25 protein-coding genes are annotated in these 22,642 nt (G+C 70.8%); 8 read left to right on the top strand and 17 right to left on the bottom strand.

What is annotated here, in order from left to right:
• Positions 1–28: 28 nt before the first annotated feature.
• The 4 genes from AFR_RS26710 to AFR_RS26725 form a co-directional block, all read right to left on the bottom strand.
• Positions 29–925 carry a helix-turn-helix domain-containing protein gene (locus AFR_RS26710; RefSeq protein ID WP_023364415.1) on the bottom strand — a complete coding sequence of 299 codons (897 nt, stop codon included), beginning with the start codon at positions 923–925 and terminating at the stop codon, positions 29–31.
• 219 nt (positions 926–1,144) lie between these two features.
• A complete protein-coding gene (locus AFR_RS26715) occupies positions 1,145–1,552 on the bottom strand; it encodes a DUF6232 family protein (RefSeq protein ID WP_023364417.1) in 408 nt (135 codons plus the stop codon).
• A gap of 275 nt (positions 1,553–1,827) precedes the next feature.
• Positions 1,828–3,126 (bottom strand): FtsX-like permease family protein, encoded by a 1,299-nt coding sequence (locus tag AFR_RS26720; protein ID WP_023364420.1) that lies wholly within the window; start codon positions 3,124–3,126, stop codon positions 1,828–1,830.
• Positions 3,123–3,863, bottom strand: coding sequence for an ABC transporter ATP-binding protein (locus AFR_RS26725; protein WP_023364421.1), 741 nt, complete (start codon positions 3,861–3,863; stop codon positions 3,123–3,125). The genes AFR_RS26720 and AFR_RS26725 overlap by 4 nt, the downstream gene beginning before the upstream one ends.
• 111 nt (positions 3,864–3,974) lie before the next feature.
• Between AFR_RS26725 and AFR_RS26730 the strand changes: the two genes are divergently transcribed.
• On the top strand, positions 3,975–4,865 hold the full coding sequence (locus tag AFR_RS26730) for a TetR/AcrR family transcriptional regulator C-terminal domain-containing protein (RefSeq protein ID WP_023364423.1): 891 nt from the start codon (positions 3,975–3,977) through the stop codon (positions 4,863–4,865).
• Here AFR_RS26730 and AFR_RS26735 read toward each other — a convergent pair.
• Both AFR_RS26735 and AFR_RS26740 read right to left on the bottom strand, forming a co-directional pair.
• Entirely contained in the window at positions 4,862–5,215 is a 354-nt protein-coding gene (locus AFR_RS26735) for a hypothetical protein (protein ID WP_023364425.1), read from the bottom strand. The two genes, AFR_RS26730 and AFR_RS26735, sit on opposite strands and share 4 nt — an antisense overlap.
• A gap of 9 nt (positions 5,216–5,224) precedes the next feature.
• Complete coding sequence (locus tag AFR_RS26740) at positions 5,225–6,028, bottom strand: class I SAM-dependent methyltransferase (RefSeq protein ID WP_052359822.1); 804 nt, start codon at positions 6,026–6,028, stop codon at positions 5,225–5,227.
• Between the two features lie 114 nt (positions 6,029–6,142).
• Here AFR_RS26740 and AFR_RS26745 point away from each other — a divergent pair, with 114 nt between their 5' ends.
• Complete coding sequence (locus tag AFR_RS26745) at positions 6,143–6,934, top strand: GntR family transcriptional regulator (protein ID WP_023364429.1); 792 nt, start codon at positions 6,143–6,145, stop codon at positions 6,932–6,934.
• On the opposite strand, the gene AFR_RS26750 is transcribed toward AFR_RS26745, so the two are convergent.
• Positions 6,921–7,385: a MarR family winged helix-turn-helix transcriptional regulator gene (locus AFR_RS26750; RefSeq protein ID WP_041842757.1), complete on the bottom strand. Its 465-nt coding sequence runs from the start codon at positions 7,383–7,385 to the stop codon at positions 6,921–6,923. The genes AFR_RS26745 and AFR_RS26750 overlap by 14 nt on opposite strands.
• A gap of 121 nt (positions 7,386–7,506) precedes the next feature.
• On the opposite strand from AFR_RS26750, the gene AFR_RS26755 reads away from it, so the two are divergent.
• The gene (locus tag AFR_RS26755) at positions 7,507–8,574 is read left to right on the top strand and encodes an alkene reductase (RefSeq protein ID WP_023364434.1); all 1,068 of its coding nucleotides are present in this window, start codon (positions 7,507–7,509) and stop codon (positions 8,572–8,574) included.
• Between the two features lie 19 nt (positions 8,575–8,593).
• On the opposite strand, the gene mshC is transcribed toward AFR_RS26755, so the two are convergent.
• From mshC to AFR_RS26780, 5 genes are all read right to left on the bottom strand, one after another.
• Positions 8,594–9,832 (bottom strand): cysteine--1-D-myo-inosityl 2-amino-2-deoxy-alpha-D-glucopyranoside ligase, encoded by a 1,239-nt coding sequence (mshC, locus tag AFR_RS26760; RefSeq protein ID WP_023364436.1) that lies wholly within the window; start codon positions 9,830–9,832, stop codon positions 8,594–8,596.
• Between the two features lie 55 nt (positions 9,833–9,887).
• Positions 9,888–10,637: an SCO1664 family protein gene (locus AFR_RS26765; protein ID WP_084298440.1), complete on the bottom strand. Its 750-nt coding sequence runs from the start codon at positions 10,635–10,637 to the stop codon at positions 9,888–9,890.
• Positions 10,638–10,699: 62 nt separating this feature from the next.
• Positions 10,700–11,302, bottom strand: a complete 603-nt coding sequence (locus AFR_RS26770; RefSeq protein WP_023364439.1) for a DUF3090 domain-containing protein — start codon at positions 11,300–11,302, stop codon at positions 10,700–10,702.
• A gap of 109 nt (positions 11,303–11,411) precedes the next feature.
• Positions 11,412–12,104, bottom strand: coding sequence for a histidine phosphatase family protein (locus AFR_RS26775; protein WP_023364441.1), 693 nt, complete (start codon positions 12,102–12,104; stop codon positions 11,412–11,414).
• A 2-nt stretch (positions 12,105–12,106) separates the two neighbouring features.
• Positions 12,107–13,159: an LLM class F420-dependent oxidoreductase gene (locus AFR_RS26780; protein WP_023364443.1), complete on the bottom strand. Its 1,053-nt coding sequence runs from the start codon at positions 13,157–13,159 to the stop codon at positions 12,107–12,109.
• A 165-nt stretch (positions 13,160–13,324) separates the two neighbouring features.
• Here AFR_RS26780 and AFR_RS26785 point away from each other — a divergent pair, with 165 nt between their 5' ends.
• Both AFR_RS26785 and AFR_RS26790 read left to right on the top strand, forming a co-directional pair.
• A complete protein-coding gene (locus AFR_RS26785) occupies positions 13,325–14,341 on the top strand; it encodes an aldo/keto reductase (protein WP_023364444.1) in 1,017 nt (338 codons plus the stop codon).
• A gap of 5 nt (positions 14,342–14,346) precedes the next feature.
• Positions 14,347–14,538: a DUF5703 family protein gene (locus AFR_RS26790; RefSeq protein ID WP_023364447.1), complete on the top strand. Its 192-nt coding sequence runs from the start codon at positions 14,347–14,349 to the stop codon at positions 14,536–14,538.
• A gap of 44 nt (positions 14,539–14,582) precedes the next feature.
• Here AFR_RS26790 and AFR_RS26795 read toward each other — a convergent pair whose 3' ends face one another.
• From AFR_RS26795 to AFR_RS26810, 4 genes are all read right to left on the bottom strand, one after another.
• Positions 14,583–15,041, bottom strand: a complete 459-nt coding sequence (locus tag AFR_RS26795) for a DUF3291 domain-containing protein (protein ID WP_023364449.1) — start codon at positions 15,039–15,041, stop codon at positions 14,583–14,585.
• Positions 15,042–15,062: 21 nt separating this feature from the next.
• A complete protein-coding gene (locus AFR_RS26800) occupies positions 15,063–15,677 on the bottom strand; it encodes a helix-turn-helix transcriptional regulator (protein WP_041841161.1) in 615 nt (204 codons plus the stop codon).
• A gap of 74 nt (positions 15,678–15,751) precedes the next feature.
• Positions 15,752–16,420 (bottom strand): hypothetical protein, encoded by a 669-nt coding sequence (locus AFR_RS26805; protein ID WP_023364453.1) that lies wholly within the window; start codon positions 16,418–16,420, stop codon positions 15,752–15,754.
• A 19-nt stretch (positions 16,421–16,439) separates the two neighbouring features.
• The gene (locus AFR_RS26810) at positions 16,440–17,750 is read right to left on the bottom strand and encodes a M20/M25/M40 family metallo-hydrolase (protein ID WP_023364455.1); all 1,311 of its coding nucleotides are present in this window, start codon (positions 17,748–17,750) and stop codon (positions 16,440–16,442) included.
• A 68-nt stretch (positions 17,751–17,818) separates the two neighbouring features.
• Between AFR_RS26810 and AFR_RS26815 the strand changes: the two genes are divergently transcribed.
• Both AFR_RS26815 and AFR_RS26820 read left to right on the top strand, forming a co-directional pair.
• A complete protein-coding gene (locus AFR_RS26815; RefSeq protein WP_023364457.1) occupies positions 17,819–18,421 on the top strand; it encodes a hemerythrin domain-containing protein in 603 nt (200 codons plus the stop codon).
• A gap of 178 nt (positions 18,422–18,599) precedes the next feature.
• Positions 18,600–19,580, top strand: a complete 981-nt coding sequence (locus tag AFR_RS26820) for a LysR family transcriptional regulator (RefSeq protein ID WP_023364458.1) — start codon at positions 18,600–18,602, stop codon at positions 19,578–19,580.
• A 37-nt stretch (positions 19,581–19,617) separates the two neighbouring features.
• Here AFR_RS26820 and AFR_RS26825 read toward each other — a convergent pair whose 3' ends face one another.
• Positions 19,618–22,137, bottom strand: coding sequence for an ATP-dependent Clp protease ATP-binding subunit (locus tag AFR_RS26825; protein WP_023364460.1), 2,520 nt, complete (start codon positions 22,135–22,137; stop codon positions 19,618–19,620).
• Positions 22,138–22,253: 116 nt separating this feature from the next.
• On the opposite strand from AFR_RS26825, the gene AFR_RS26830 reads away from it, so the two are divergent.
• A complete protein-coding gene (locus AFR_RS26830; protein ID WP_023364462.1) occupies positions 22,254–22,628 on the top strand; it encodes a PIN domain-containing protein in 375 nt (124 codons plus the stop codon).
• The last annotated feature ends 14 nt before the right edge of the window (positions 22,629–22,642 follow it).

The following is a 22,642-nucleotide window of genomic DNA, read 5'->3' on the forward strand; positions in this document are numbered from 1 at the left end:
TGGCTGCACAGCGGACGGACCTCCGCAGTCATGGGCCTCGGATTAAGGATGCGCGCAGCGAAGCCGCCTCCGCGCGTATCAACCCGAGAGAATCTTGCCGGCTGTAGCACCGAGACCACATCGACTCGAATCGTGCTCGAAAGGAGGAGACAGTTTCCGCATCGTGGATCACCTGATCGGTGCTGTAAAACTCGCGGTATAGAACGACGTCGTCTTCGTCGTCACTCAAATCCAGAACAGTGAACGCGCCAAGCATTCCGACGGTTGCACCCTCGGCAAGCCTTACAATCCTAATGTGGATGTTGGTACGCGCCGCAGCCGCAGCCGCAGCCTCCAACTGATCGGCCATCACGGCCTTTCCACCAATTTCCCTGCGCAGCGCTGCCTCATCAAGCATAAGCAGGTACGTTGGCGCATCCTCCTGCTGCGTTATCCGCCGCGCACGCAGCATCCGGACATCGAAGCGAACCTTGCGGTCCTGTTCGGAAAGAGACTTGTCGAACCATCCGAGAAGGTGCTCAGCCATAGCCGGAGTCTGCAGCACTCCTGGGAAAATGAACGGCTGATAGGCGCGGATGACCGTTGCCTGGGCTTCGAACTGGAGCAGCTGTCGAAGGCCCGGAGTCAGATGCTCACGGTGCTCGGAAGTTACCAGCCAACGCTGGCGCCGTGAAATGACCGCGTCGTGGATCAGGGCCTCGATCAAGGCTTCGTCAACGACGCTGTAGACATCTAAGAGCGCTCGGAGGTCCGTGACCGAAATACCGACTTCACCACTCTCGATCCGCTGAACCTTGGACAGAGACCAACGAAGAGCGGTCGAAACATCACTTTGGGTTAGGGCGGCAGCTCGGCGCGCCTTGCGGAGAGCGCGGCGCACCCGCTGTCGGGCGACAGCAGGCGTCTCGTCCCGCGCGGCCGTCATGCATTACCGCCTAGTCGGTCCATCCTGGACACCCCAATACAGGATGCTCCAGGTAGCTACGTTGCTAACTGCAACATAGCAGCCGCCAAGGAGGAAGGCACTGGTATCGCACGTCCCGCCGCTTCATTCAACGATGGATTTGGGTAGTCGTGACGGTGTAATCGCAGGATTAAGTGGCCACCAAGACTTTCTGCTACATGGCAGATTGCTGGGTTGCGGTCAGCTTTGTTGCTCTTTCGCGCGCTGGAAGCCGCGGCATACCTGGTCGAACTCGCGTTCGTTGTCGGAGGCGAACACCACCACCCGGCGGCCGCGATAGGTTGCCACCAGCTCGTGGTGGGCCGGCGGGCCGAGCCGCATGTAGACAACCGCACCCAGCACCAGAACGATGATCACGACGGCAGCAAGCAGTGCGGAGACCTGGCCGACGACGGGGACCACGATGATGCCGCTGACCAGTGCGGACACCCCCATCGCCCGGTGGTCGGCGAGACCGTTACGGCCCTGCTGGCGGACGATGTGGACGTGTTCGAGCTCGGCGAGAACGTAGCTGCGCCGCACCGAATGCACGACGGTGACCAACTCAGCAGTGATGACCGCACCGGGCCCGCGGTAGAAAACCCTCATCGCTCCTCCTTCTTGAGGTCTGCCGGAGGAGACAAAGTTGCTGAGGATCGGCGTTGCGGGGTCCTCCTCCCCGTTTCGGAGATGGAGACCAGGGACATCTGGCCGATGTCCCCGCCTTCCCAGACGCGCAACGCCTCCTTGGAGTGACGCAATGAGAGTATGCGGCCGGAATATGCATGATCGCCAGGCTTCTATCTGCTGTGTAGCAGATAGAGCTACTCACTCAGCGGGGAATCGGCTCTCACCACCGGGTGAGAGCCGTTCGCGCACAACGTTCAAGCGATCGCCGCGACTGCTGGACCTCGAATGGTGCGACGGGTGGTGGTCAGGACCGACAGGGTGGTGAGGGTCACCGCGATCGCGACGATCACCGCGTACGCGGTCGGGGTGGTGTCGGGCCAGACGCGGCCGATGCGGGCCGAGCCGAACGGCAGGATCGTGAAGAGTGAGGCGGCGGTGCCGGTCAGGACGCCGGTGACCGTGACCAGCAGGGCTTCGCCAGCGACCATGGCGGTGAGCTGGCCGCGGGTCGAGCCCGCGAGGCGCTGCTGGGCGAATTCGCGGCGGCGGTGGGCGGTCGCCGCGATCAGGGTGTTGACCAGCATGATCGCCACGAAGACGGTGATCATGCCGACGACCACGTAGTTGAGGGTCTGGATGTCCTGGGCGAAGTCCGGCTGGACCTGGCCGTCCGAGGCCTCGTCCTCGATGGCCTGCATGTAGACCGTGCCCGTCGCGATACCCGTGAAGAGGACCACCGGCATCACCGCGCCGGCCGAGGCGGGGGCGCGGAGGACGGCCAGCTCGCCCGGGGCGCCGCCGAGCAGTCGCAGCGGCACGCTCAGCAGCGCGGTGACCAGGCGCAGGAGCTCCGGGGCCCACAGGGCGAGGCCGATCGACGCCCAGATGCCCGCCTGGCCCGCCGTCTGCATCGCGTCGATGCCCTTGCCGTCCATCAGGGTCGCGGTCAGCACCGCACAGTTGGCCCCGACCAGCACGAAGAAGACCCCCGCGATCCGCCGCGCGCGGGGACGGTCCCGCCGGGTTCCCGCACCGGTACGCCGGGACGTGGCCAGCGCCGCCAGCACCGCGCCGAGCAGCGTCACGCCGAAGCCCAGCGCCGGTGCGATCGGGCCGTAGACGTAATCGACCTCCGCGGCGACCTGGCCTGTGTCCTGCATGAGGGTGAGCAGCACCCGGCCCAGGACGAGCCCTGCCGGTACGGCCACAGCCGCGGCGAGCAGCGCGACCGCGGCCGCCTCGCCGACGATCATCCGGCGGAGCTGGGGTCCGGTGGCACCGACGCGGCGCAGCAGGGCGATCTGGTCGGCCCGGCGGCGCACGGCCAGGCTCAGTGTCGACGTGACCGCGAAGACGACGATGATCAGGCACCAGCCGCCGGCCACGCTCGCCGTGGTGACCAGCGATTCCGCGCTGGCGTCGTCGGCGCCGCCGGCCGTGTCGAGCAGCGACGCGAAGGTCATCAGCAGCGTCGCGCCCAGGAACGCGGACAGGAACGTGGCGAGGAAGCCGCCGGGGCGGTGCCGCAGGTTGCGCAGCGCAACGGCGATCATGCGGCACCGACCCGGTCACCGAGGTGAGCCAGGCGCTCCGCGACAGCCTCCGCCGTGGGCGCGCTCAGCGAGCCGGCCAGCCGGCCGTCGGCCAGGAAGAGCACGGAGTCCGCGTACGCGGCCGCGACCGGGTCGTGGGTGACCATGACGACAGTACGGCCGTGCTCGTGCACCACCGCCCGCAGCAGCGTCAGCACCTCCCGGGCGCTGCGCAGGTCGAGGGCACCGGTCGGCTCGTCGGCGAAGATCACGGCCGGTTCGGTGACCAGGGCGCGGGCGATCGCCACCCGTTGCCGCTGCCCGCCGGAGAGTTGTTCGGGCAGGTCGTGGAGGCGCTCGCCGAGCCCGAGCCGGGTGAGGATCTCCGTGCTGCGGGCCCGGTCGGCGCGGCGGCCGTCGAGGCGCAGCGGGAGCAGCACGTTCTGCTCGACGGTCAGCGCGGGCAGCAGGTTGTAGTCCTGGAAGACGAAGCCGACCCGCCGGCGGCGGAACTTGGTCATCGCGGTGTCCTTCGTGGCCGTCAGCTCGGCGCCGTCGATGAACACCCGGCCGGAGGTGGGCCGGTCGAGCCCCGCCGCGCACTGCAGCAGGGTGCTCTTACCGGAGCCGGACGGGCCCATCACCGCTGTGAAGGTGCCCGCGGGGAAGGTGGCCGTCACGCCGTCGAGGGCGGTGACGGCGGTGCCGATGTCGTCGTAGGTCCTGTAGAGCGAATCGAGGTGCGCGGCAGCAGTCATTGGTACACCGTACGAGCGCACTAGTCGGCGCGTGAAGTGGTGCTGGCACCCCTATCGGTTGGCGTTGACTAGTGCACTAGGGTCAGGTGCACTAGTGCAGGGGAGGACACTGTGGGCGTACCGCCGTACCGGAGGATCGCCGCGGAGATCGCCGGCCGGATCACGACCGGTGAGCTGGCGCCGGGCGACCGGATCGCGTCGACCCGGCAGCTCACCGAGCGGTACGGGATCGCGATGGCGACCGCCACCAAGGTCCTGTCCACGCTGCGTGAGCAGGGGCTGGTCCGCGCAGTGCCCGGTGTGGGCACCGTCGTGACGACGCAGGCGGTGACCCCGGACGCGGCACCCGACCGCGAGCGGGTCGTACGCGCCGCCGTGACCATCGCCGACGCCGAAGGACTCGCCGGGCTGACCATGCGCCGGCTCGCCGCCGAGGTCGAGCTCCCGACGATGTCGCTCTACCGTTTTGTGGCCGACAAGGAGGAGCTGCTGCTGCTCATGATGGACGGGGTCTTCGGGCGCTACCCGCTGCCGGACCTCGACCCGGACCACGACGGCTGGCGGGCCTGCGTCGAGGCGATCGCCCGCCTGCAGTGGACGATGTACCGCCGCCACCCCTGGCTCGCCCAGGCCGTGTCCTTCACCCGCCCGCTGCTGGCACCGCGCGCGATGGCCCACACCGAGTGGACGATGCGCGCGCTCGACGGGCACGGCCTCGACACGAACACGCAGTTCCGGGCCGCGGTCATGGTGGCGAACCACGTGCGCGGCACGGCGATCAACCTCGAGAACGAGGCGCTGGCCGAGCAGGAGACCGGGATGACCGGCGAGCAGTGGTTGCAAGGCCAGCGGGAGCGCTTCGAGGCCGTGCTGGCGACCGGCCGGCTACCGATGATGGCCCGCTACCTGGCCGCCGACGACCGCGAGTTCGACCTCGGCACGCTCGTCGAGTTCGGCCTGCAACGCCTGCTCGACGGGCTCGCTCCCCTGCTGGACCGCTAACGCCAGAAGGTGGCGATCGCGGCGTTGATCAGGGTCAGGGCGATGATGCCGATGAAGTGGCCGCGGTTGACGTTCTCGCGCTTGCGCCGCCACGGGATGAACACCATCACGAAGATCAGGATGGCGATCAGGAGCTTGACCCCGAGCTTCACCGGGCTGGGCTCGTCGTCACCGCCACCGCGCAGCGGCGCCGCGAGCGCCAGGCCGGTGACCACCTGGATGATCGAGCCCCACAGCATCGCGGGGTTGATCCGCAGCTTGCCGGAGACGAACTGGGCGATCGCGCCGCCGAGCAGCAGGGCGAAACCGATCAGGTGGGCGTATCGCAGGATCAACCGCAGGGCTTCCACGCGAACACCTTAAACGGCCGGGCGGTGCGCGACGGTCAGCAGGTGGCTGCTGGCGCCGAGCAGACTGGGCTCGGCCTCGACCCGGCGCAGGTGGTCCAGCATGACGCCACGCAGGTGGTCGTCGTCCAGGAACTCCAGCAGCCGCGGACCCGTCAGCCAGGCCGGGCCCTCGACCGCGACAGTGCGTGCGGCCGTGAGACCCGCCTCGGCCGCCTCGGCCGCGGGCTCGTCCGGGTGGTGGAAGTACGCGCTGGTGAACCACCTCGGCACCTGCCCCCGGTGGCTGTGCACCCCGTCCGTCAGGGTGCGGTCCACCATGGACACGTACGCCGGGTCGGCGAAGAAGCCCTTGAGGATGCCGTCGAGCATGGACGCGTACCGGCTGATCACGGCGGCGACGACCACACCGCCGGGGCGGACGACCCGGGCCGCCTCGCGCCAGGCGGTGAGGCGGTCGGCGCGATCACCCAGGTGGTAGAGCGGGCCGAGCAGCAGCACCGCGTCCGCACTGCCGTCCGCCTCGGGCAGGTCACGCGCGTCGCCGACGGCCGCGGTCACGCCGTCCAGTGCACCGGACGTGGTCACGTGCTCCGGGACGGGGTCGATCACGCGTACCGAATGACCGGCCTCCGCCAACGGCCGGGCGTAGATGCCCGTGGCGCCACCCACGTCGAGGATGCGGGCCGGCGCGGGCGGCAGCGTCCGGGTCAGGACGTCCCAGGTGCGCAGGAACTCCAGGCGGCCGGCGCCGGCGGTGAGCCGCTCCTGCTCACCGCCACGCTGGTAGTACTCGAGGATCTCGGGACTCAGCATGAGCACCATCGTCGATGCTCCGCCCGCGAGGGTCGACCGAGTTTCCGGCGTGTCGTTGTCACCCGGCGCACACCGCGTAAGGCATCCTAGGAACCTGGGTCTGAAGGGATGGCCATGACGATCAACCCCGGCGCCGCCGAGTTCCCGCACCGTCAGATCGCCGCGCAGCTGCGCGAGCGGATCCGCCGCGGCGACTGGAACCCCGGCGAGCGGCTGCCCTCGATCCCGGCGATGGCCGAGATGTTCGGGGTGGCCAAACAGACCGTGCAGCGCACCGTCGACCAGCTCCGCGTCGAGGGCATCCTGATCACCAAGCCCGGCTCCGGCACGTACGTGCGCGGCACCCGGCGGCGGCTCAACCGCCTCTCCCGGGGCCGCTACGGCGCCCACCGCGGCTATCACGCGGACCTGGCCGCCCGGTACAGGCAGCAGCTGGCCGGTGTCGGCCGGGAACCCGCGCCGCCCGAGGTCGCGGACGCGTTCGGCGTCCGCGACGGCACGGAGATGCTGGTCCGCCGACACCTCGTGCGCGCCGACGACGCCACGGTCGAGGTCGGTGCCTCCTGGTTCCGGGTCACCGACGCGACCGGCACCTCCCTGGAACGCGCCGAGGCGTTCGGCCGCCCGCTGTACCAGGAGGCCGAGGAGGCGATCGGGCGGCGTTATGCGTCGGCGACCGACACGATCAGCGCCCGGCAGCCGAGCCGCGAGGAGGCGGAGATCCTGCAGATCCGCCCGGACACCCCGGTGCTGCACCTGCTGCACGTGGCCTTCGACGAGACCCGCAAACCGATCGAGGTCGCCCAGGCGACCTGGCCCGGCCCGATGACGACCCTGACCGAGGAATATCGCATCCCGGCGCCGGTGCCCGAGCCCGACCCGGACCCAGGCCTCACTCTCGCGTAACTCCTGTGTGCAGGTTGCACTCCAGCCGCAGCAGGCAGTCGAGGGCGGTCTGCTGCTGCTCGGGTGTCATCTCGCCCACGGTGAGCTCCTCGAGGTGCTCCCAGATCCGCTCGACGTGCTCGCGCAGCGCCAGCCCCTGAGCCGTGTTCTCGACCAGGGTGGCCCGGCGGTCGGCGGGGTCGGGAACCCGCCGGACGTAACCGGACTCCTCCAGACGCTGCACGATGCGGGTCGTCGCGGCGGAGTCCGTGCCCAGCTCCGCGCCGAGGTCGGTCTGGCGTTGCGGGCCGCCGTCCCAGAGCCGCATCAGCAGCAGCTCCTGGCTGGCGTGCAGGCCCACTTCGCGGAGCAGCCGCCCGGCGATGAGCCGGTGAATCCGGGCGAGCCGGAAGATCGTATGGCTGATCGGCCCGCCGGCGGCAGCACCCGGCACGACCTCCCGCTCTCCCATGCAGGTCAGCGTAGCCGTCACCGGTGTGTCGGCGATCACCCGCCGAACCGGCAATAATCGCGCCCGGTCCGGCATTAGCTGTCCTGGACAGTGAATTAGCTGTCCAGGACAGGAGATCTCGATGACCACGGCATTCGACGGCTTCCCGGTGGGCCGCTACACCACGCGCAACCGGATCGTGATGGCCCCGATGACCCGCAGCCGGGCGTACGGGCCGGGCGCGACTCCCACCGAGCTCATGGCGACGTACTACGGCCAGCGCGCCGGTGCGGGGCTGATCATCACCGAGGGGACACAGCCGTCCCCCGTCGGACAGGGCTACATGAACACCCCCGGACTGCACACCGCGGAGCAGGCCGAGGCCTGGAAGCCCGTCACCGCGGCCGTCCACGAGCGCGGTGGCCTGATCTTCGCCCAGCTCATGCACACCGGCCGCATCGGGCACCCGACGCTGCACGGCGCCCACCCGGTCGGCGCGTCGCCGGTCGCCGCCGCCGGTCAGGTCTTCACCGCCGACGGGCCGCTGGACCTCGTCACCCCCGAGCCGCTCGACGCGGACGGCATCACCGCGACCATCCAGGACTTCGTCCGGTCGGCCCGCAACGCCATCGACGCCGGCTTCGACGGTGTCGAGCTGCACGGCGCGAACGGGTACCTGCTCCACCAGTTCCTCTCGACCAACGCCAACCGGCGCGACGACGAGTGGGGCGGCACGATCGAGGGCCGCATCCGGCTCACCGTCGAGGTCGCGAAGGCCGTCGCCGCCGAGATCGGAGCCGACCGGCTCGGCCTGCGCATCTCCCCCGCGAACCCGTTCAACGACATCGTCGAGGACGACCACCGGGAGACCTACCTGGCGCTGCTCGACGCGCTGGCCCCGCTCGGGCTCGCGTACCTGCACGTCGGCGAGGGACCGGACACCGAGTTCACCGCGATGCTGCGGGACCGGTGGGCGGGGGCGTTCATCCTCAACCCGTACACGCCGGGCGCGTGGACCGGGCCCGAGGCGCTGAAGCAGATCGAGAACGGCGAGACCGACCTGGTGTCGTACGGTGCGCTCTTCCTGGCCAACCCGGACCTGCCCGAGCGGCTCGCCGCGGGCGGCCCGTTCAACACGCCGGACTACGCCAAGGCGTACGGCGGCGACCACGAGGGATACACCGACTACCCGGCGCTGACCTCCGCCTGAGGACAGGCCGGTAGGCCGGTCAGAGCTTGATGCCCAGCAGCGCGTCGACCGTCCTGGCCATCAGCGCGGGGGCGGCGGCATCGTCGCCCGCGCCGGCCAGGGCGGCCTCGGACCAGGCGTCGACCAGGGCGAGCGCCGACGGGGTGTCGAGGTCGTTGCGCAGGGCCTCGCGGACCGCGTCGAGCAGACCCTCGCCGGACGGGCCGGAGGTCGCCGCCGCCGCGTCCCGCCAGCGGGCCAGGCGCTGCTGACCAGCCTTGAGCACGTCGTCCGTCCACTGGCGGTCGGTGCGGTAGTGGTCGGCGAGCAGACCCACCCGAACGGCCATCGGGTCGACGCCGTCGGCGCGCAGCCGGGAGACGAAGACCAGGTTGCCCTTGGACTTCGACATCTTCTCGCCCTCGAGGCCGATCATGCCCGCGTGCACGTAGTGGGTCGCGAACGGCTCGGCACCGGTGAGACGTTCCGCGTGCGCCGCCGAACACTCGTGGTGGGGGTAGAGCAGGTCGTTGCCGCCGCCCTGCACGTCGATCGTGTCGCCGAGCAGGCCCAGGGCGATGGTTGCGCACTCGATGTGCCAGCCGGGGCGGCCGGGGCCGAGGTCACCGCCGTCCCAGGCGGGCTCGCCGTCGCGGGCGCCGCGCCAGAGCAGCGGGTCGAGCGGGTCGCGCTTGCCGGGACGCTCCGGGTCGCCGCCGCGCTCCGCCGACAGGACCAGCATCTCCTCGCGCGACAGGTTGGACTCGTACCCGAACGACGGTGACGCCGCGATCGTGAAGTAGATGTCGCCGGTGCCGTCGTCGAGGCGGTACGCCGCACCGGCGTCGAGCAGCTCGCGCACGTGGGCGGCGATCGCCGGGATCGACTCGACCGCACCGACGTAGTGCGCCGGCGGGATCATCCGCAGCGCCTCCATGTCCTCGCGGAACAGTGCGGTCTCGCGCATCGCCAGGACGATCCAGTCCTCGCCGTCGCGGGCCGCCCGCTCCAGCAGGGGGTCGTCGATGTCGGTGACGTTCTGCACGTAGGTGACGTCGAGGCCGGCGTCACGCCAGAGGCGCTGCACCAGGTCGAAGGTGATCATGGTGGCGGCGTGACCGAGGTGCGTGGCGTCGTACGGCGTGATGCCGCAGACGTACATCGTGGCGGCGCCGTCCGGCGTCGTCGGCTGCACCGATCGCCGGGCCGAGTCGTACAGTGCCGGCAGCGGTGCGTTCCCCGGCAGCGTCGGCACGTCGTGCCCCGTCCATGCGTCCATGGTCAGGAGCCTATCCAGCCGTACGCGCGGACACCCGCCCGGCGTGAGTAAAGCCTCAGACCGGTGGCCACGGGACGGCGGGCCAGTCCTGGGGCGGCTTCGGGAAGCGCGTCGAGCGCAGCAGCCGGCGCACCCGCAGCCGTGCGTGCTGCACCTCGGAGACCGTCAGGTGCTCCTCGAGGGCCTCACCGAGGGTGCCGTCGAGCAGCTCCCCCACCCGGTTCAGCACCTCGATCGACTCGGCCGGGATCGTCTTGCCCGTCCAGCCCCAGAGCACGGTACGCAGTTTGTTTTCCACGTGGAAGCTGACGCCGTGGTCGACGCCGTGGATGCGGCCGTCGGGGGCGTAGAGCACGTGGCCGCCCTTGCGGTCGGCGTTGTTGATGACGGCGTCCAGCACCGCGAGGCGCGACAGCCGGGGGTCGTCGGCGTGGGCCAGCGCGTACGCGTCGCCGTCCTCGTCGCGGGCCTGGGCGATCGGCAGCCAGCCCTCCGGCACGTCGTACGCCGGGACGAAGCCGATGAGCGACTCGGCGTCCTCGGGCTCGTCGATCCAGAGCTGGCAGGCGCCCGGGCCGAGGGGGCCGTCGCGGAGGATGGTCGGCGGCACCAGCCCCCAGCCGGTCGCCTGCGAGACCAGGAACGCCGAGACCTCCCGGCCGGCCAGGGTGCCGTCGGGGAAGTCCCAGAGCGGGCGCTCACCCTGCACCGGCTTGTAGACGCAGCGCCGGGTCAGGCCGTCGAGGGTGATCTCGGCCCGCAGCGTGGTGTTGGAGGCGTCGACCAGCCGGCCCTCGAGCTCCATCCGGCCGCGGCTCAGCAGGGCCAGAGCTTCGTCCTCCGCGAGCACGGATGCGGGCTCCGTCGTCACCGGTGGTAACCGTTGTGCCGGGGGCAGAGGTGCCCGGCCGGATCGAGCGGCTGGCCGCAGAGCGGGCACGGCGGGCGGCCGGCGTTGACGACCCGGCGGGCCCGGTCGATGAACGCGCGGGTCGCCTCCGGGGTCAGCCGGACGCGGAGCCGGTCGAGGTCGTCGTCGGGCTCGTCGTCGTCGTCATCGTCGGAGATCGGGCTGTCGTCGTCCTCGTCGTCGTCCTCGCCGAGCTCGACCTCCGCGTCACCCTCGCCGGCCTCGATGGCCTCGATGACAACCGTGGTCGTGTCGACGTCGAAGGCGAGGCCGAGGGTGCCGACGCGGAACTCCTCGTCGACGGGGGTGTCGAGCGGCTCGTTGTCGTTGGTCGCGAGCACCGGGACCTCGGGGAGGTCGACGCCGAAACGCCGCCCGGCCTCGGTGAGCAGCTCCTCGAGCTTCTCGGCGAGCAGCTGCACCTGGACCTTCTCCAGCGCCACGCTGACCACCCGGCCGCCACCGCGGGCCTGGAGGAAGAATGTCCGGTCCCCGGGCTCGCCCACCGTCCCGGCGACGAACCGCTCGGGCGGCTCGAAGGCATGCACCTGGTGGGTCATGGGTTCGACCCTATCCGCCCGTGCGCGCGGGCGCGCAGCCTGCCGCCGCGGTTCGCCGAGGGCGCAAACGGTGCACACGCTGTGGTAACACGCCGGTCACACGACGTGTTCATGCGCCTCCGCCCGCGCCACCGCCCACGGCCGCGTCGGACTCCGGCAGGGCACCTTCGGCGGGTTTCGGCGGCGGCACGAGGGCCGACAGGTCGGCCGTGTCGTTGAGCCGCACGAGGAACGGCCGCGTCGGGGTGTACCGGATGACGCTGACCGAGGCCGGGTCGGCGACCAGGCGCTGGAACTCGTCCAGGTGCAGCCCCATCGCGTCCGCCACGATGGCCTTGATCACATCGCCGTGGCTGCACGCCAGCCAGAGCGCGTCGGGACCGTGCTGGGCGGTCACCTTCGCGTCCCAGTGCCGGATCGCGGCGACCGCGCGGGCCGACATGGCCGCCATCGCCTCACCGTTGGGGAAGACCACGGCGCTGGGGTGCTGCTGGACGACGGGCCAGAGCGGCTCCTGGGACAGCTCCTTGAGGGGCCGGCCCTCCCAGTCGCCGTAGCCGCACTCGATCAGGCCCTCGTCGACCTCGGGGACGATGTCCGGCAGGGCCAGCTCGAGGGTCTGCCGGCACCGGATCAGCGGGCTGGTCACGACGGCCGACAGCGGCAGCTTGCGCAGCCGCTCACCGACCCGCTGGGCCTGGCCCCGGCCGGTCTCGTCGAGCTCGACCGGCATGCGCCCGGCGAGGCCGCCGGACGCGTTCGCAGTGGTCCGCCCGTGGCGGAGAAGCAGGACGGTCGCCACGGCTACTCGGCCACGCCTGACGCCTCGAACGCCTCCGCGACGGTCCGCAGGGTGGCGATCCCGCTCTCCAGGTCACCGACGTACGGGCTGATGGAGAGCGTGCCGACACCCGCGGCGGCGTACTCGCGGATCCGTTCGGTGATGCGTTCCTTGTTGCCGACCAGCGACGTCCGGGTGATGAAGTCCTGGGGGATCGCGCCGGCAGCCTCGCGGATCTTGCGGTCCAGGTAGAGGTCCTGGACCTCCTTGGCGGCGTCGGCGTAGCCCATCCGGACGGCGAGCTGGTTGTAGAAGTTCTGCTCGCGGCTGCCCATGCCGCCGACGTAGAGCGCGGCGTAGGGCCGGATGACGTCCGCGGCGGCGGCCACGTCGTCGCTGATGACCACGGGCACCGAGGGCGCGACGTCGAAGCCGGTCAGCCCCGCGCCGGACTTGGCCCGGCCACGCTCGATGTGCTGCAGGTACTCCCCCGCGGCGTCGGGCGCGAAGAAGATCGCCAGCCAGCCGTCGGCGATCTCACCGGCCAGCTCGAGGTTCTTCGGGCCGACCGCCGCCAGGTAGAGCGGGATGTGGTCACGCGGCGGGTGGAAGCCCAGCCGCAGCGCCTTGCCGGGACCGTCGGGCAGCGGCAGCGTGTAGTGCTCGCCGTCGTAGGCGACGGGCTTGCGCGCGATCGCGAGCTTGACGATGTCGACGTACTCCCGGGTGCGGGCCAGCGGCTTGCCGAAACGGACCCCGTGCCAGCCCTCCGAGACCTGCGGGCCGGAGACGCCCAGACCGAGGCGGAACCGGCCGCCGGAGAGGGTGTCGATCGTCGCGGCCGTCATCGCCGTCATGGCGGGGCTGCGCGCCGGGATCTGCATGACGGCGGCGCCGAGGTCGATCGAGCGTGTCTGCCCGGCCATCCAGGCCAGCATGCTCGGCGAGTCCGAGCCGTACGCCTCCGCCGCCCACACCACGGAGTAGCCGAGCCGGTCGGCCTCCTGCGCCATGGCGAGATGGTCGGCGGGTGTGGTCCACGAGGTCTGGTATCCGAGGCTGAGTCCGAGCCGCACGGGTCCTCCCGAAGGTGCTGCGAGAGCACCGATGCTCCGCACTGGCAGCCTAGGCGAACACGCTCAGTGATCTTCCGGCACTTCGGTCGCCAACCCGACGGTTCGCGGCCCTATTGAGCTGCTCTCGCCGTTTCGCGCGGGGTCGGGTCTGAATAAGGTTCACCCATGCACCAACGACCGCTCGGCCGCAGCGGGCTGGCGGTTTCCCGGCTGGCCCTCGGCACCATGACCTGGGGCCGTGACACCGATCCCGACGACGCGGCCGCCCAGCTCAAGCTCTACCTGGAGGCCGGCGGCACCCTGCTCGACACCGCCGACGTGTACGGCGACGGCGACGCCGAGAACGTCATCGGCTCGCTGCTCGACCACCTGGTGCCCCGCGACGAGGTGCTGATCGCCACCAAGGCCGGTCTGGGACAGCACGGTTTCCGCCGCCGGGACAGCTCCCGCGGTCACCTGCTGCGCACCCTGGACGCCTCGCTGCGCCGGCTGGGCACCGATTACGTCGACCTCTGGCAGGTGCACGGGTACGACCCGCAGACGCCGCTCGAGGAGACGCTGTCGGCGCTGGATCACGCGGTCAACAGCGGGCGTGTCCGGTACGTCGGTGTGTCGAATTTCGCCGGCTGGCAGACCGCCCGCGCCGCCGCTTGGCAGCAGGCCTTCCCGGCACGGGCGCCGATCGTCGCCACCCAGGTCGAATACTCGCTGCTCGAACGCGGCATCGAGCGCGAGGTCCTGCCGGCCGCGGCCGCGCTGGGCATCGGCGTGCTGCCGTGGTCGCCGCTGGGCCGGGGTGTGCTGACCGGCAAATACCGCAACGGCCGCCCGCTGGACTCCCGGGCCGCCACCGAGCACCTCGCACCGTTCGTGCAGACGTACCTGGAACCCCGCAGCTCGAGCATCGTCGAAGCGCTGGTGATCGCGGCCGGTGGGCTCGGGGTCTCGCCGCTGGAGGTGGCGCTGGCCTGGATCCGGGACCGCCCGGGTGTCGTGGCCCCGATCCTGGGCGCGCGGACCGCCGGGCAGCTGCAGGGCGCTCTGCTCAGCGACGAGCTGACCCTGCCCTACGAGATCGCCGCCGCCCTGGACGACGTGTCCGCGATCACCGTCGGCTACCCGGAAAGAGAGGGTCTGACCGGCCCGGGGACTGGTGACACGCCGGACCTCGGCGCATATTAGGACTCATGGACTACGAGTACGCGCCGCTCCGGTTGCCGTCGAACGTCGATCGCCTGACCGCTGCGGCACAGCTGGCGATCCAGGCGGAGTTCTCGGGCTGGGAACTGGCCCGCGTCCAGCTCTTCCGCGACGGCACCCGCCAGGTCATGCTCCGCCGGAAGGTGCAGGGGCCCCACCAGCCGGGTCTCTCGATATAACCGAACACCGAGCGCCCGCCCCGAGGACCGGGGCGGGCGCCTCTTCATGCGGCGAGCGCGCCGGGTGCCGGGTGCGGCTCCCGGAGGGTGAACGCCTCCCCCGACGGGCCGTTCCGGCGCAGCCGTTCCAGCCGGTCCGCGGCCTCGGCGAGGTCCGGCACGTGGCCGGCCGGGATCCACCACAGCACAAGATGCGGCTGGTCGAGGGGCACGAACCACTCCCGCCGCCGGCGCATCGGTTCCAGGTGAGCGGTCCGGTAGACAAAACCGCGCAGCGACTCGGGTGACTCCCACACGGTCAGATTGACGATCAGGTCCGCGCCGAAGGGCCGCAGCGCCGTCGCGTCACCGGACTCGTCCTGCAGGCGCCAGACGTAACCGGGCGAGCTCTCGGCCAGGGCGTTGACCTCGGGAAGCAGTGCCACGAAGTCGGCGAGGACGGGGCTGTCGAGGGGTGCGCGCAGGCGGGCGACGTTCAGCTGGGCGAGGTGATGGTCGGCCATGCGGTGAGCGTACGTTCTATGTCAATCATTTTTGTTTTTAGAGTCGATCACCACGCAGCAGCCGGTCGGCCCCGGATCGAGCCGGACGGTCCGCGCACCGTCCGCCAGGCCTTCGACGAGCGCCTGACTCAGCCCGCAGACCAGCCCGGGATGGGTCTGTGCGAGGGCGTGGAACGGGCAGTTGCGCAGCCTGACCGTCCGGCTGCCGTCGATGAAGGGCTCGTAACCGAGCGACTCCAGGGCGGGAATCAGCTCACCGCCGGAGAGTTTTCGGCCCCGCTCGCGGGCTGCGTCGTAGGCGGCCGGCTCCACACCGGCGCGTTCGACGGCACCGGCCAGCACCTCGGCCAGCAGCCGGTAGTCGCGGGGAGGCAGCGACACCGCGTGCTCGACGGCCGAGCGGGTGTAGACCTTGGCGGGCCGCCCCGCCCCCGGGCCACCGGTCCGCGGCGCGGAGGAGGCCTCCAGCAGCCCGGCCTCGGTCAGCTTGTCCAGATGGAACGCCGCCAGGGTGCGGCCGATGCCGACCGCCTCGGCCACCTGGTTGCGGCTGACCGGGTCCGCCTGCGCGGCGACGTACTCGTACACCGTCCGGCGCGCCGGTTCGCGCAGCGCACCGATGGCTTCCACTGACATGACGCCGACGCTACCCGCCGGGCACGGCGCTGCCGGGGACGCCTCGGTGGCATCCCCGGCAGCGGCCGGGCAGGTCAGTGGTTGTGACCGGCGTGGTCGTCCTCTTCGTCGGAGAGGTACGGGTGCTCGTCCAGACGGCCGACCAGCAGGTCGTCGTCGGAAGGAGCGAACGGGCCGGCACCGTCCTCGTCGGCGAACGCCTCGAGGTCGAGCGGCGTGGCCACCTCGCTGACCGTGAGCAGGCCGTCGAGCGGCTCCAGCTCCGGCACGTCGAGGGAGGACAGCGAACCGTCGCCGGCCTGCAGCAGCTCCAGCACGGCCTCGCCGACCGAGTCGACCGGTCCGGCCTCCTCGTCGCCGGGCACCAGGTTGCGGCGGGCGGCGTCGGCCACGCGCAGCAGCGCCGCGACGCTGGGCACGCGGTAGTCGCGGCGCTGACGCACCGAGATCACCCGCGGGTGGGGGTCGGCGTCGCCGCCGTCGAGGCCGCCGACACCACCGCCGAAGCGCTGGTCCGCCTCGTCCGGGTCGATCGACTCGACGTCCCACGGTGTCACTTCGCCGAACGCCTCGAGCAGCTGCTCGTCGTACGCGAAGGAAGTGTTGTTGAGGTTGACGTACGCCTGCCACACATCGTCGTCGTCAACCCGGCCCTGTGCGGCCTTCACCGCCGCCAGGTGGGCTTGCGCAGCCTCGACGACCCGCTCTAGTGCGGCGTCGAGCTCCGCGTACTGGTCGGTCATGGTGTGAAAAGTCCTCTCATCAGCTCGCTCGCAGCAGTCGGTCGAGCACACGCACGCCGAACTGTAGTCCTTCCACGGGAACCCGCTCGTCGACGCCGTGGAACAGCGCGGAGAAGTTCAGGTCGGCCGGCAGCTTGAGCGGCGCGAACCCGAAGCAGCGGATCCCGAGAGTGCTGAACGCCTTGGCGTCGGTGCCACCGGAGAGCATGTACGGAACCGTGCGCGCACCCGGGTCCTCGGCCCGCAGGGCGGCGCCCATCGCCTCGACGAGCGCACCGTCGAAGCCGGTCTCGAGGGCGTCCTGCTGGGAGATGTGCTCGATCTCGATGTCGGGGCCGATGACCCCGCGCAGCTGCTCCAGGAAGATCTCGGCCTGCCCCGGCAGGGTGCGGCAGTCGATGGTCGCCGACGCCTTGCCGGGGATGACGTTGTCCTTGTAACCCGCTTCGAGCCGGGTCGGGTTGGCGGTGTTGCGCACGGTCGCGCCGATCAGGTTGGCGATCGGGCCGAGCTTGGCGATGGCCAGCTCGGGCTCGGCCGGGTCGAGCTCGATGCCGAGCGCCTCGGAGACCTGCTCCAGGAAGGACCGCACGGCCGGCGTGATCACCATCGGGAACTTGTGCCGGCCGACCGCGGCGACGGCCTCGGCCAGGGCGGTGACGGCGTTGTCGTCGTGCACGAACGAGCCGTGGCCCGGCCGGCCCTTGGCGTGCAGCCGCAGCCAGTCGATGCCCTTCTCGGCCGTCTCGACCAGGTAGAGCCGCAGGTCGTCGTTGATCGTGTAGGAGAATCCGCCGACCTCGCCGATCGCCTCGGTGCAGCCCTCGAAGAGCCCGGCGTGCTCCCGGACGAGGAACTGCGAGCCGAACTCCATGCCCGCCTCCTCGTCGGCGGTGTACGCCAGGACGATGTCGCGGGGCGGGACGTACCCGGTGCGCTGCCAGTCGCGGACGACGGCGAGCATCATCGCGTCGAAGTCCTTCATGTCGATCGCGCCGCGGCCCCACAGGTAGCCGTCCTTCTCCTCCCCCGAGAACGGCGGCACGGACCACTCGCTCGCGTCCGCCGGAACCACGTCGAGGTGCCCGTGCACCAGCAGGGCGCCGCGGGAGCGGTCGGCACCGGGGATGCGGGCGACCAGGTTGGCCCGCTTGGGCGCGGACTCGTGCAGCTCGACGTCGATGCCGGACTCGGTCAGCTTGCCGGCGACGTACTCGGCGGCGACGCGCTCGCCCACGGTCGTCCGGGGATCGCCGGTGTTGCTGGTGTCGATCCGGAGCAGGTCGCGGCAGATGTCGACGACCTCGTCGGCGGCGGAGAGAGGTTCCATCCGCCCTTCTTACCAGCTCGCTCCCGGTCGCGTTTGGCCGGTGATCAGGTACGGGTAAGAGCCGTCCCGTGACCCTCCTTCCCCCGCTGCCGCCCGTGGGCGGCGAGACGACCGGCCCCAGCGTCGTCGACGTCATCGAGCGCGAGCACCGCGAGCTGATCGCGCTGTGCGACGAGCTGACCGGCGACGGCACCGACGCCGCCCGCCGGCAGACCCTCGCCCAGGTGATCAGTGCCGAGCTGTCCCGGCACCTCTCCGCCGAGGAGCAGTACCTGTATCCCGCGGTGAAGGCGACCGTGCCGGACGGTTACGTGCTCGTGGAGCGGGAGATCGCCGAGGACCGCGCGATGCTCGAGGCGCTGCGGCTCCTCGAGGCGGCGGACGACACCAACCGGGCGGCGCGCGCCGACGACGTCTGCCGGCGGCTGCACCGGCACTCCACGGCTGCTTCCGGTGAGCTGTTGCCCTTGCTGTTGCAGATGGCCTCGGTGGAGGATCTGATCAGGCTCGGCAACCGGGTCGAGCTCGCCGAAGAGGCCGCGCCGACGCGCCCGCACCCGGGGACGCCGGCGTCACCACCATGGAACAAGATCGTCGATCCGGCGGTGGCGATCGTCGACAAGGTGCGCGACGTGGTGGGCCGGCGGACCACGTACCCGCGTGATCTATAAACAAAGTACAAAGTGGACGTAATTTCACGGATAGTGAAAACGTGTTCACGTTACGCACGGGTAACGGCGTACGGGTTAGCTGGTTCTGTCCTTTTGGTTAACCCATTTGTCACAAGTGGAGGATCTTTGGCTGGCCGAAGGTCTAGCCGATATCCCGCGAACGTCCTACCGTCACGCTATGAACCTGGAGCTGCGGCATCTCAAGGTGGTCTGTGCCATCGCGGAGACGGGCAGCGTGACGAAGGCGGCGTCGCTGCTGGGCCTCGCCCAGCCGGCCCTCACCGCCCAGCTGCAACGCATCGAGCGGACCCTCGGCGGCCCGCTCTTCGAACGAGACCGTCGCGGTGCCCGGCCGACGGCGCTCGGTGAGCTGGTGCTGTCCCGGGCCCGGGTGCTGCTGCCGGCGATGAAAGGTCTCCAGGACGAGGCGGCCCGGCTCGCCGGGTCGGGTGCCGACGAGAGCGTGATGACGCGATATCGCATCGGCGCGATCGGCGGGCCCGTCATCGGCGGCATGGTGCACCGGTTGTCGGAGGCCCAGCCCGACGCCCAGATCTCCACCCACGCGTCGTACTACGTGGAGGAACTGGCCACCATGGTGCTGGCCGGGAAGCTCGACTACGCCCAGGTCGGCGTCTGCGGCGACGCCATCCCGTCGGCCGACTACGGCCTGGTGTGGCAGACGATCGCCGTCGACGGCGTGTGCGTGCTGATGCCCGACGACCACCCGTCGGCCAAGGGTGTCGAGGTGGACCTGGCCGAGCTGGCCGACGAGCAGTGGGTCGCCGGCACCGGTGACGGCTGCTTCAGCGACTGCTTCGCCGCGGCCTGCGCCCGCGCCGGCTTCACCCCCAAGCGGATGCTGGAGACCGACATCCGCGGCTGTGTCGACATGGTCGAGTCCGGGCTCGCGCTCGCGGTCTGCCAGCCGACGTTCCGGCCGCCCGCCGGGCTCACCCACCGGCCGCTGCAGGGTGCTCCCCTGCGCTGGCGGCAGGTGCTCGGCTGGCACCCCGACAGCCCCGCCGCCCGGGTCGCACCGCGGCTGGTCGGCATGGCCGGGGAGGCGTACGCCGAGGTCGCGGCCCGCAACCCGCTCTACATCGAATGGCTCGAGGACCACCCGCAGCTCGGTGGCGTCCAACTGGCGGCAGCATGACGGCGGCTCCCCCGGAGGGGAGCCGCCGTCGTGAAATTCAGGCCGCTGCGGGCGCGGGTGACGACGCCGTGAAGGTCAGCTGACCCTCGGCGACATCGACGTGCACCGTCTGCCCGGGCGCCAGATCGGCGGCGAGCAGCATCCGCGAGAGCCGGTTGTCCAGCTCACGCTGGATCGTGCGGCGCAACGGACGGGCACCGTACTCCGGCTGGAAGCCCTTGTCGGCGAGCCAGTCGGTCGCCGCCGTGGTGATCTCCAGCGTGACGTCCTGCGCGTGCAGGCGGCGCCGGGTCTCCTCCAGCAGCAGCTCGGTGATCCGGCGCAGCTGCTCCGTCTCGAGCTGCCGGAAGACGATGATCTCGTCGATCCGGTTGATGAACTCGGGCCGCAGCTGCTCGCGCAGCCGGCGGTCGAGCTTGTCCTGCAGATCCTGGTCCGGCGACGTGGACTCCGCGCCGAAGCCCAGCGTCCGCTTCGTACCGCTGATGATGTCCGACCCGATGTTGCTGGTCATGATCAGCACGGTGTTCTTGAAGCTGACCGTCCGGCCCTGGCTGTCGGTGAGCCGGCCGTCGTCGAGCACCTGCAGCAAGATGTTGAAGACATCGGGGTGCGCCTTCTCGATCTCGTCCAGCAGCACCACGGAGTACGGCCGGCGCCGCACAGCCTCGGTGAGCTGACCGGCCTCGTCGTAACCGACGTAGCCGGGAGGGGCACCGACGAGCCGGGAGACGGTGTGCCGCTCCTGGAACTCGCTCATGTCCAGCCGGATCATCCGGTCGGAGTCGCCGAAGAGCGCCTCGGCCAGCGATCGGGCCAGCTCGGTCTTGCCGACACCGGTCGGGCCGAGGAACAGGAAGCTGCCCACGGGCCGGTCGGGGTCGCCCAGTCCGGCACGGGAGCGCCGCACGGCCTCGGACACGGCCGCCACCGCCTCCTCCTGACCGATCACGTGATCGTGCAGGTGCGCCTCGAGTCGCAGGAGACGCTCGCGCTCCTCCTCGGTGAGCTGGGAGACCGGGATGCCGGTGGCCCGGGAGACGACGTCGGCGATGTCCACCTCGGTCACCTTCGGCACGCCACCCTCGCCCGAACCGGCCTCCTCGATCTGCTGCCGGAGCGCGTTGAGCTCGTCGCGCAGGCTCGACGCCTTCTCGTAGTTCTCCGCGGCGACCGCCTGGTCGCGGTCGCGGGTGAGCTGCTCGATGCGGCGTTCCTGCTCACGGACGTCGGTCGTGGGCGTCTTGACCCGCAGCCGCACCCGCGCGCCGGCCTGGTCGATCAGGTCGATCGCCTTGTCCGGCAGGAACCGGTCGGTGATGTAGCGGTCCGACAGCTCCGCCGCGGCGTCGAGCGCCTCGTCGGTGATGCGGACCTGGTGGTGGGCCTCGTAGTTGTCCCGCAGGCCGCGCAGGATCGCCACGGTGTCCTCGACACTGGGCTCACCCACCAGCACCGGCTGGAAACGCCGGGCCAGGGCCGCGTCCTTCTCGATGTTGCGGCGGTACTCGTCCAGCGTGGTCGCACCGACCACCCGCATGCGGCCACGGGCCAGGGCGGGCTTGAGCATGTTGCTCGCGTCCATCCCGCCGCCGTCACCGCCGCCACCGGCGCCGACCAAGGTGTGGATCTCGTCGAGGAAGACGATCAGGCCCTCCCCGCTCTCCTGGATCTCGTCGATGACCTTGCGCAGGCGCTCCTCGAAGTCGCCGCGGTAGCGGGTACCCGCGACCAGTCCGGCCAGGTCGAGCTGGATGACACGCTTGCCCGCGAGGGTCTGCGGGACGTCACCGTCCACGATGCGCTGGGCCAGGCCCTCGACGACGGCGGTCTTGCCGACGCCGGCCTCGCCGATCAGCACGGGGTTGTTCTTGGTACGCCGCGAGAGCACCTCGACGGCCTGCTCGATCTCGTCGGCGCGCCCGATGACCGGGTCCAGCTCACCGCTGCGGGCAAGCTCGGTCAGGTCGACGCCGTACTGCTCGAGTGTGGGGGTCTTGCTGTTGCTGCCGGGCTCGTTGCCACGACCGTTCGATCCACCACGGCCCGCCTGCGGCTCGGCCTGCTGGAGCGTGCGCGGGTCGATCCGCGACGCGAGCAGCCGGCCGGCGACGGAGTCCGGGTTGAGTCCGAGCGCCATCAGGATGTGCTCGGGGCCCACGTAGGAGGCGCCGACGGCCCGCGAGATCTGCAGACTGTCGAGCAGGGCGCGCTTGGCGGCCGGGGTGAGCGCCAGGTGATCCGGCAGCTCGGAGCCCGGTGCACGCGAGACGCCGCCCAGCTGGGCGAGCAGCGCGTCGGGGTCGGCCCCGGCCCGGCGGACGAGCGCCTGCTGCGCGTCCTGCTGGAGCACGCCCCAGAGCAGGTGGTCGGTGTCCAGGTCGGCGATGCCGATGCCCGCGGGCGCCACCTCGGCGGCCCGGCGTGCGGCGTCCGTGAGCACCTGACGCGCGTCGGCGCTCATGAACCTGGTGATGTCGATCCGCTGGGCGGAGCGCCGGGGATCGGCCGAAGCAAAGAAACGAGCGAAAGGGTCTTCCCAGTCATCGGGACTCATGAGTGTCTTCCTCCAGATGTAGCCAGAACCACCGTCGTCGATCTGTGTCCGGCGGTATCTCCGGGTAGCACAGCGCCTGAGGGGTCTGTTTGATTCCGCTGTGAGACGCTGATTACATGGCCTCACCGCTGCTGGTCGTCGACGCCGCGAACGTCGTCGGCTCCAAACCGGACGGCTGGTGGCGCGACCGCGCCGGGGCCACGACCCGCCTGCGCGACGCACTCCTTCCCCTCAACACCGAGGGTCTGACAGATCTTCCGGGGCCCGTCGAGCTCGTCCTGGTCGTCGAGGGCAAGGCCCGGGACGTCCCCGCCGTCCCGGGGGTACGCGTGGAGCGCGCGCCCGGATCCGGCGACGACACGATCGTGGACCTCGTGGCGCGGGAAGGCCCCGGACGGCGTGTCGTGGTGGTCACGGCGGACCGTGGTCTGCGCGAACGGGTGACAGCCCTGGGCGCGGAAGTGCGGGGGCCGGGCGCCGTCCCGCGATGACCGGGCAGGCCCGG

It is taken from the genome of Amorphoplanes friuliensis DSM 7358, assembly GCF_000494755.1.
Taxonomy (GTDB): Bacteria; Actinomycetota; Actinomycetes; order Mycobacteriales; family Micromonosporaceae; genus Actinoplanes; species Actinoplanes friuliensis.